2 protein-coding genes and 1 pseudogene are annotated in these 2,682 nt (G+C 67.8%); 2 read left to right on the top strand and 1 reads right to left on the bottom strand.

Features of this window, described 5'->3' with window-relative positions; genetic code table 11:
• Positions 1–242: pseudogene (locus tag XI09_RS08780) on the bottom strand (DUF2155 domain-containing protein); the annotation flags it as partial.
• A gap of 208 nt (positions 243–450) precedes the next feature.
• Between XI09_RS08780 and XI09_RS08775 the strand changes: the two are divergent.
• On the top strand, positions 451–1,398 hold the full coding sequence (locus XI09_RS08775) for an alpha/beta hydrolase (RefSeq protein ID WP_271566487.1): 948 nt from the start codon (positions 451–453) through the stop codon (positions 1,396–1,398).
• Between the two features lie 109 nt (positions 1,399–1,507).
• Positions 1,508–2,524: a Na+-dependent transporter gene (locus XI09_RS08770; protein ID WP_271566486.1), complete on the top strand. Its 1,017-nt coding sequence runs from the start codon at positions 1,508–1,510 to the stop codon at positions 2,522–2,524.
• The last annotated feature ends 158 nt before the right edge of the window (positions 2,525–2,682 follow it).

The raw sequence follows: 2,682 nt of genomic DNA, 5'->3' as shown, positions 1-2,682 counted from the left end.
TGCGGCGGCAGCTCGGGGACCTCCTCGTCGTCGTCAGGCACCTGCGGCTGCGGCTGTCCGCGCGGAATGCTGCCGGGCGGCCGCAGCGGCGGCGGATCGGAGAAGATCGTGCCGATCTGCGCCTGCGCGGGCGTCGCAGCCGTGAGCGCAGTGGCGGCCAGAAGCGCCGCAAGACCTGTCAGGGTAAGGGTTCGAACCATCTTCTCGCGCGGCTTCAACAGCGAATCGGGCTTGCTGGACATTCTACAGGGGATACCGCCGCTCGCAGGCCATCCGGTTAACACGCCGAATACGGCGGGGAAAGGGCGGCATCCCTGCCCTGCCCCGCCGCCAGCTGGCCAGACCACCGACCAAATGGGATAGTCGGAGGACCCTTCCCCGGGGGCCGAGGCGGCCCCCGCCCCCCGAACGCGCCGTCCAACGATAACTGGAAGCCCCAAGGTCGTCCCCATGCCCGTTGTGCTCGATCCCGATGCCGCCACCGTCTACAAGGCCTTCCAGGAGGCCGGCCGCCCCGCCTACGAGACCCTGACCGCACCGGAGGCGCGCGCCTATTACGCCCAGGCGCGCTTTGCCACCAACCCCGAACCGCCGGAACTTGCACGTGTCGCGCCGCTGGCGATCCCGGCGCCGCACGGGGTGATCCCGGCGCGCATCTACGTGCCGACGGACCCGCGCCGGCAGAACGGCCTGTCGCCGGCGCTGGTGTTCTTCCATGGCGGCGGCTGGGTGATCGGCGATCTCGACTCCCATGACGTCGTCTGCCGCCAGCTCGCGGCCGAAGCCGCGCTGATCGTGATCTCGGTCGACTACCGCCTCGCACCCGAGCACAAATTTCCCGCCGCGGCCGATGATGCCATTGCCGCAACCAAATGGATCGCCGCGAATGCGCGTGAGCTCGGCATCGACGCCTCCCGTCTCTCGATCGGTGGCGACAGCGCCGGCGGCAATCTCACCGCGGTCGTCGCGCTCGCCGCGCGCGACGGCGACGGCCCCGCGATCGCGGGCCAGGTGTTGATCTATCCGGCGACCGATTTCGCCATGACGCACGGCTCCCATAGCGAACCCGAGACCAGCGTGCTGCTGACGCATTCGGTGATCCGCTGGTTTCGCGATCACTACCTCAGCGGCGCCGCCGACATCCACGACTGGCGCGCCTCGCCGGCGCGCGCGGAAAACCTTGCCGGACTGCCGCCGGCCTATGTGCTGACCGCCGGCGCCGATCCCCTGCGCGACGAAGGCAATGAATATGCCGCGCGGCTGAAGCAGGCCGGCGTGCCCGTGACCTACAAGCACTTCCCCGGCCAGTTCCACGGCTTCTTCACCATGGGCAAGCTGTTGCCACAGGCCAATGTCGCCGTCAGCGAGATCGGCGCGTGGTTGAAGGAATTGGGGTAGTCCGTAGCCTGCATGAGCGAAGCGACATGCGGGACCGCTCTCACCTCGCAAGAACACCTGTCCCGGATGTCGCTCCGCTCATCCGGGCTACGCACCGCCTCAGACCGAGATGCCTTCCATTCGCAAAACCATCTTCGCCATCCCCCTGCGCGCCCTGACATGGCTCGGTGACCAGGGCACGCGCGCGGTGGCAGCGATCGCCTTCATCGCGGTTGCGGTGCCGCCGCTCGGTGCGCTGCTGCGCCCTTACGTCACCGAGGCGATCTTCCTTCTGCTCTGCATCTCCTTCATGCGCGTCGACCTGACGGCGCTCTACGGACATCTGCGCCGGCCGGCGCTGGTCGCGGCCGCCACCGCCTGGACCACGATCGGCGTGCCGCTGATCGTGGGGCTGACCGCTCACGCAACCGGGCTCAGCGATAGCTCGCCCGGCCTTGCTCTGGCGCTGATGCTTCAGGGCATGGCCTCGCCGATGATGGCCGCGCCGGCGCTCGCCGCACTGATGGGCCTCGATGCCACGCTGGTGCTGGTCACGCTGGTGACCTCGACCGCGCTCGTCCCCTTCACCGCCTCGTTGTTCGCCAGCCTGTTTCTCGGCGGCATGCTCAGCATCTCGCCGCTCACGCTCGGCCTCAAGCTGCTCGGCATCCTCGCGGCATCGCTGCTTGCCGCGACCGTCATCCGCCGCCTGTTCGGCGCCGAGGCGATCCAGCGCCACAAGCGTCCGATCGACGGCATCAACATCGTCATCCTGCTGGTCTTTGCGTCCGCAGTGATGGGCGACGTCGCAACCGACTTCCTCGCCGCCCCCCTGTTCACGATCGGCGTCGCGCTGCTCGCCTTTGCCGTCTATTTCACCCTGCTCGCCGTCACGACGCTGATCTTCCGGCGCGTCGGCCATGAGCGCGCTTTCGCGATCGGCCTGATGGTGTCACAGCGCAATCTCGGGCTGATGCTGGCCGCGACCGCAGGCGCGCTGCCGGCGACGACCTGGCTCTATTTCGCGCTGACGCAGTTTCCGATCCATCTCGCCCCATATCTGCTGACGCCGATCGCGCGCCGACTGACGGCACGCGCGAACATCTCGGCCACGGCGGCTACGGGCGGAACGACCTCATCAAGCTGACAGTCACGCTAGGCATACCTTGTCCGTCGTGCCCTCGGGAGCGGACAAGTTCAAGTCGTTCTTGCGAGTCGGCTGTGGGCCCAGGCTGTGTGAAAAGGCTCTGTTTGCTGTGATTCGCGCGATAAGATTCCCCGCGATTTGCGGGGCATCCGATGAAG

Source organism: Bradyrhizobium sp. CCBAU 11386, from assembly GCF_028128955.1.
Classification (GTDB): Bacteria; Pseudomonadota; Alphaproteobacteria; order Rhizobiales; family Xanthobacteraceae; genus Bradyrhizobium.
The sequence above is the reverse complement of the archived record's forward strand: the minus strand, read 5'-3'. Positions and strand labels throughout refer to the sequence as shown.